General features: G+C 71.8%; 4 protein-coding genes. 1 reads left to right on the forward strand and 3 read right to left on the reverse strand.

Going from position 1 to position 5061, the window contains the following annotated elements; translation table 11 throughout:
- Positions 1–1194: M50 family metallopeptidase (locus tag ASG00_RS10830; protein ID WP_235559497.1), on the reverse strand; the 1194-nt coding region annotated here is incomplete at its 3' end.
- A 110-nt stretch (positions 1195–1304) separates the two neighbouring features.
- Here ASG00_RS10830 and ASG00_RS10835 point away from each other — a divergent pair.
- A complete protein-coding gene (locus ASG00_RS10835; RefSeq protein WP_056209465.1) occupies positions 1305–2954 on the forward strand; it encodes a Mur ligase family protein in 1650 nt (549 codons plus the stop codon).
- A gap of 73 nt (positions 2955–3027) precedes the next feature.
- Here the strand turns inward: ASG00_RS10835 and dxr are convergent, their stop codons facing one another.
- Both dxr and ASG00_RS10845 read right to left on the reverse strand, forming a co-directional pair.
- Positions 3028–4131 (reverse strand): 1-deoxy-D-xylulose-5-phosphate reductoisomerase, encoded by a 1104-nt coding sequence (dxr, locus tag ASG00_RS10840; RefSeq protein ID WP_056209468.1) that lies wholly within the window; start codon positions 4129–4131, stop codon positions 3028–3030.
- Between the two features lie 10 nt (positions 4132–4141).
- The coding region (locus ASG00_RS10845; RefSeq protein WP_056209587.1) for an FKBP-type peptidyl-prolyl cis-trans isomerase at positions 4142–5061 on the reverse strand (920 nt) is incomplete at its 5' end.

The following is a 5061-nucleotide window of genomic DNA, read 5'->3' on the forward strand; positions in this document are numbered from 1 at the left end:
CACGAGGTTGAAGACGCCGAGCGCGATGTTGAGGGACGCGAGCAGGCCCAGCATCACCGAGACGCGGTTGATGATCGGGGCCGGTGACGACGCCACCTCCCCCGCGATGACCCCGGCGCCCACGAGGCTCAGCGGTCCGTTCGGGTCGCGCTGGGCACCCGTGAACACCGACTCCGCCGCCTGGTAGACCTTCACCGGGAACTGCGCCACGATGCCGACGACCGCGCCGACGTTCTGCACCGCGGCCGCGGGCCCGTCCCAGATCGGCTGTCGCACGAACTCCACCGTCGGGGCGAAGCCGATGAAGCCGATCTCGCGGGTCTCGGCGACCCCGTCCGCTCCGGTCACCGGGTTGCCCGAGGCATCCGTCACGGGAGCCGTGATGGTCGCCGGCGTGATCGTGAGGGTCTGGGCGGCACCGCCGCGGTCGACGACGACCGAGAGCGCCTGACCGGGCGAGGCCTGCACGATCGCCGAGGCCGAGGCGAAGTCGCTGACCGCCGTGCCGTCGATCGAGACGATGCGGTCGCCTGCCTGCAGCCCGGCCTGCTTCGCGGGGGTGGTATCGGTCGCGCACGTCTGCGACGAGTACGAGACGGGCGTGCAGGCGCTGAGCGAGGCGACCGTCGCGGTCGCGGTCTGCAGGCCGATGCCGCTGAACACGATCGCGAACAGGACGATCGCGAGCACGAAGTTCATGAACGGGCCGCCGAGCATGATGACGACGCGCTTCCACATGGACAGCCGGTAGAACACCCGGTCGTCGGCATCGGCGATCGTCTCGTCGTTGGCCGCGCGGGCATCCTGCACCATGGTCGCCCAGAAGCGTCCGCGTCGGAGCCGAGCCCGATCGTCGGGCGTCGCCTGGTCCGTCTCGGTCTGGGTCACCGTCGCGACGCCACCGCCCACGGATGCGACCTGCGGGTCGGCCGATGCCGCCGCGCGCTCCGACTCGGAGGGCGGGTACATGCCGGCCATCGAGATGTAGCCGCCGAGCGGGATGAGCTTCACGCCGTACTCGGTCTCGCCCTTGCGTCGCGAGAACAGGGTCGGACCGAAGCCGATCATGTACTGCCCCACGCGCACCTTGAAGAGCTTCGCCGGCACGAGGTGGCCGATCTCGTGCAGCGCGATCGAGACGGCGAGCCCCACGATGAGCACGACGATTCCGATGACGAATGCGAGAACGGTCACGCCCCCACGGTAGCCCCGGCTGTCTTGGAGCGGGCCGACAAGGTGCGCTGTGCCCGCTCTGCGCGCTCGGCGCCCGGGTGCGCGCGGGTCGCTCTGGTTGAATGGGACCGATGTCCACACCGTCGAACCTGCCGCCCGTCCTCCGCCCGACGCACCCGCCCGCACGATCGCTGCGCGCTCTCGCCGAGGTGGTCGACGGCGAGGTGCGTGGACTCGACGGCGATGTCACGATCGGCGGCCTCACACTCGCCACGGCGGACCTGCGCCCCGGCGAGGCGTTCGTCGCGATCCGGGGCGTCAACCGGCACGGCGCCGAAGTGGCGACGGATGCCGCGGCCCGCGGCGCGGTCGCCGTCATCACCGATGCCGAGGGCGCCGAGATCGCGGCATCCGCCGGTCTGCCGATCGTCGTGGTCGACGGCCCCCGAGCGCGCCTCGGCGCACTGTCGGCGTGGGTCTACGGCACGGGCGCCGACGACGACCTCCCGCTGCTGTTCGCGACCACCGGCACCAACGGCAAGACCAGCACCTCCCACCTGCTCGAAGGCATCCTCGGTCAGCTGGGCGTGACGACCGGACTCTCCTCGACCGCGGAACGCCACATCGCGGGACGGGTGATCGTGTCGCGACTGACCACGCCCGAGGCATCCGAGTTCCATGCCCTCCTCGCCCTCATGCGCGAGGAGGGGGTCGAGGCGGTCGCCGTCGAGGTGAGCGCCCAGGCCCTCAGCCGCCACCGGGTCGACGGACTCATGTTCGATATCGCGGGGTTCACGAACCTCAGCCACGACCACCTCGACGACTACGCCGACATGCGCGAGTACCTCGAGGCCAAACTCGAGCTCTTCCGTCCCGAACGCGCGCGCCAGGCCGTGATCGCACTCGACTCGCCGTACGCCGCCGAGGTGACGTCCCGCAGCGGCGTGCCGTTCACCACCATCGGCACCCCGGCCATCGCCGCCGACCCCGCCCTCGCGGCGAGCGCCGACTGGACCGTCGAGATCCTCGCCGAGCGCCAGGACGGCACCGACTTCACCCTGCGCGGCCCCGAGGGACGCACGCTCACCACGACCGTTCCGACGATCGGCCGGCACATGGCCGCGAACGCGGGACTCGCGATCGCGATGATCCATGCGGCCGGCTACGACTGGGAGCGCATCGTCGCCGCACTCGACGGGCGCCGCATCGAGGCGTACCTCCCCGGGCGCACCGAGCGGGTCTCCGGCGACCGGGGTCCGGCGGTCTACGTCGACTTCGGCCACTCCCCCGACGCCTTCGAGAAGACGCTCGCGGCGGTGCGGCATGTCACGCCCGGCACCGTCCTGATGCTGTTCGGCGCGGACGGCGACCGCGACGCGACCAAGCGCCACGACATGGGCCGTACCGCGGTGGAGGGGAGCGACATCCTCGTCATCACCGACCACCACCCGCGACGCGAGAACCCCGACACGATCCGCGCGACCCTCCTCGAGGGCGCGCGCCGGGCACGGCCCGACGCCGAGATCCACGAGTACTCGCCGCCCGAGCGGGCGATTATCGAGGCCGTGAAGCTCGTCGGCGAGGGCGATGCGATCCTGTGGGCGGGACCCGGGCACCAGGACTACCGCGACATCCGCGGAGTGCGCACGCCGTACTCGGCGCGCGAACTCGCCCGCCGTGCGCTGCGCGACGCCGGCTGGCCCGTGCCCGAGCCGCACTGGCCGGTGCCCTACCCCACGGACACGACGCCCGCGTCCGACCCGGAGCGCCCGGCGTACTGACGCCGGCAACGCGTCGCTCGACCGCTCCGCTGCCGCGATGCAACCCGGCGAGCCTCGCGGCCCGCCAACGGGGTCAGGATGCCGCGGCGATCCGCTCATCGGCTGCGCGGCGCGCCCACGCCTCTGCCTCGGCGAGACTCTCGCGCGTGAGATCGGTCGGAGCGTCGTGCTCGTCGACGATCGCTCGCACCGTGTCGACGATGCCGAGGAACGACAGCCGTCCCTCGTGGAAGGCGTCGACCGCCTGCTCGTTCGCCGCGTTGAACACCGCCGGATAGGTCGATCCGGCCCGGCCCACCCGCTTCGCGAGCGCGACGGCCGGGAAGGCCTCCTCGTCGAGCGGCTCGAACGTCCACGCGGCGGCACGAGTCCAGTCGATCGGCGCACCCACCCCGGCGACCCGGTGCGGCCAGTCGAGGCCGAGCGAGATCGGCAGCCGCATGTCGGGCGGCGACGCCTGGGCGATCGTCGACCCGTCGACGAACTCGACCATGGAGTGCACGATCGACTGCGGGTGCACGACCACATCGATGCGGTCGTAGTCGATGTCGAACAGCAGGTGCGCCTCGATGACCTCGAGACCCTTGTTGACGAGGGTCGCGGAGTTGGTCGTGACGACCCGTCCCATGTTCCAGGTCGGATGCGCAAGGGCCTCGGCGGGGGTCACGGCGGCGAGCTGGCCACGGGTACGACCGCGGAATGGACCGCCGGACGCCGTCACCACCAGGCGCCGCACCTCAGCCGAACTGCCTGATCGCAGCGCCTGCGCGATCGCCGAGTGCTCCGAGTCCACCGGCACGATCTGGCCGGGCGTTGCGACCCGCTTCACCAGATCGCCGCCGACGATGAGGGACTCCTTGTTGGCGAGCGCAAGGGTACGTCCCGCCTCGAGCGCCGCGAGCGTCGGCCCGAGCCCCACCGAACCGGTGATCCCGTTCACGACGACGTCGCACGCGACATCCCGAACCAGCTGCTCGGCAGCCTCGGCCCCCAGTGCCGTGTCGGCGACGCCGAACCGCGCGGCCTGCTCGGCGAGCACCTCGCGCGCCGAGCCGGTCGCGAGCCCCACCACCTCGAAGCGTTCGGGGTTGGCGGAGATCACGTCCAGCGCCTGCGTGCCGATCGACCCGGATGACCCGAGCACGATGACGCGCCGCGGCGCGGCGAGGTCGCTCACGAGCGGGCGATCAGTTGGTCGACGTGTGCTGGGTCGCAAGGATGTCGATCACGAACACGAGGGTCTCCCCCGCGAGCGCGCTCGTGTTGCTCTCGCTCTTCTCGCCGTAGCCGTCGGCCGGCGGGATGACGACGAGCACCTGCGAGCCGACGGTCTGGCCCACGAGCGCCTTCGAGAAGCCGGTGATCACACCGCTCGTGCCGAGCGTCGTGGGGCCGTTCTTGCCCCAGCTCGCGTCGAAGGTCGACCCGTCGGACCACTTCACGCCCTTGTACTGCAGCAGCACCTGGTCACCCTCGGCGACGGTGGTGCCGTCGCCCTTCTTGAGCGTCTCGACCTCGGTCGTCGTCGGCGCGGTGGCACCGCTCGGGATCGTGATCGAGGGCTCGCCGGTCGAGGAGAGCGTCACCGCGGGGAAGCCCGCGGTCGGGGTCTGGGCGGTTCCCCACGCGGCGGTGGGGGTGACGCCGAGCACGTCGAGCACGTAGACGGCACCCGGCGCCGACTCGGTCGAGGGGTTCGTGATCACGAGGCGCGCGCCGACCTTGACGCAGCCGATGAACTGGCCGAGGGTCGACTCCGGCGACAGCTGCTGGGGCAGCAGCTCACCGGCGGTGTAGCCGAGCGAGCCGGCCTGCTGGCCGTTGTCGCTGTAGTACGCGGTGAACGCGTACGAGACGAAGTCGCCGGCCTTGACCTCGGCGCCGGTGCCGTCGGAGACGACCGTGCGCTCGATGCTCGAGGTCTCGAGCGGCGACGTGAAGGTGGCGGTGGCCGGCTTGCCGGCGTCGCCGGCGACCTTCACCGAGTCGGAGGCCGAGCCGGAGGGTGCCGCGGCCGAGCAGAGGTCGGCGCTCGCGGTCGGGGACGGGGTGGAGTTGGCCGAGCACCCGGTCAGGGCGGCCGCGACGACGGCGACAGCGGCCAGGG

This window comes from Microbacterium sp. Leaf351 (genome assembly GCF_001423825.1).
GTDB classification, from domain to species: domain Bacteria; phylum Actinomycetota; class Actinomycetes; order Actinomycetales; family Microbacteriaceae; genus Microbacterium; species Microbacterium ginsengisoli.

Coding starts and splice junctions, on each gene's coding strand:
- ASG00_RS10835 (WP_056209465.1), top strand. CDS start 1,305: ATGTCCACACCGTCGAACCTGCCGCCCGTCCTCCGCCCGACGCACCCG.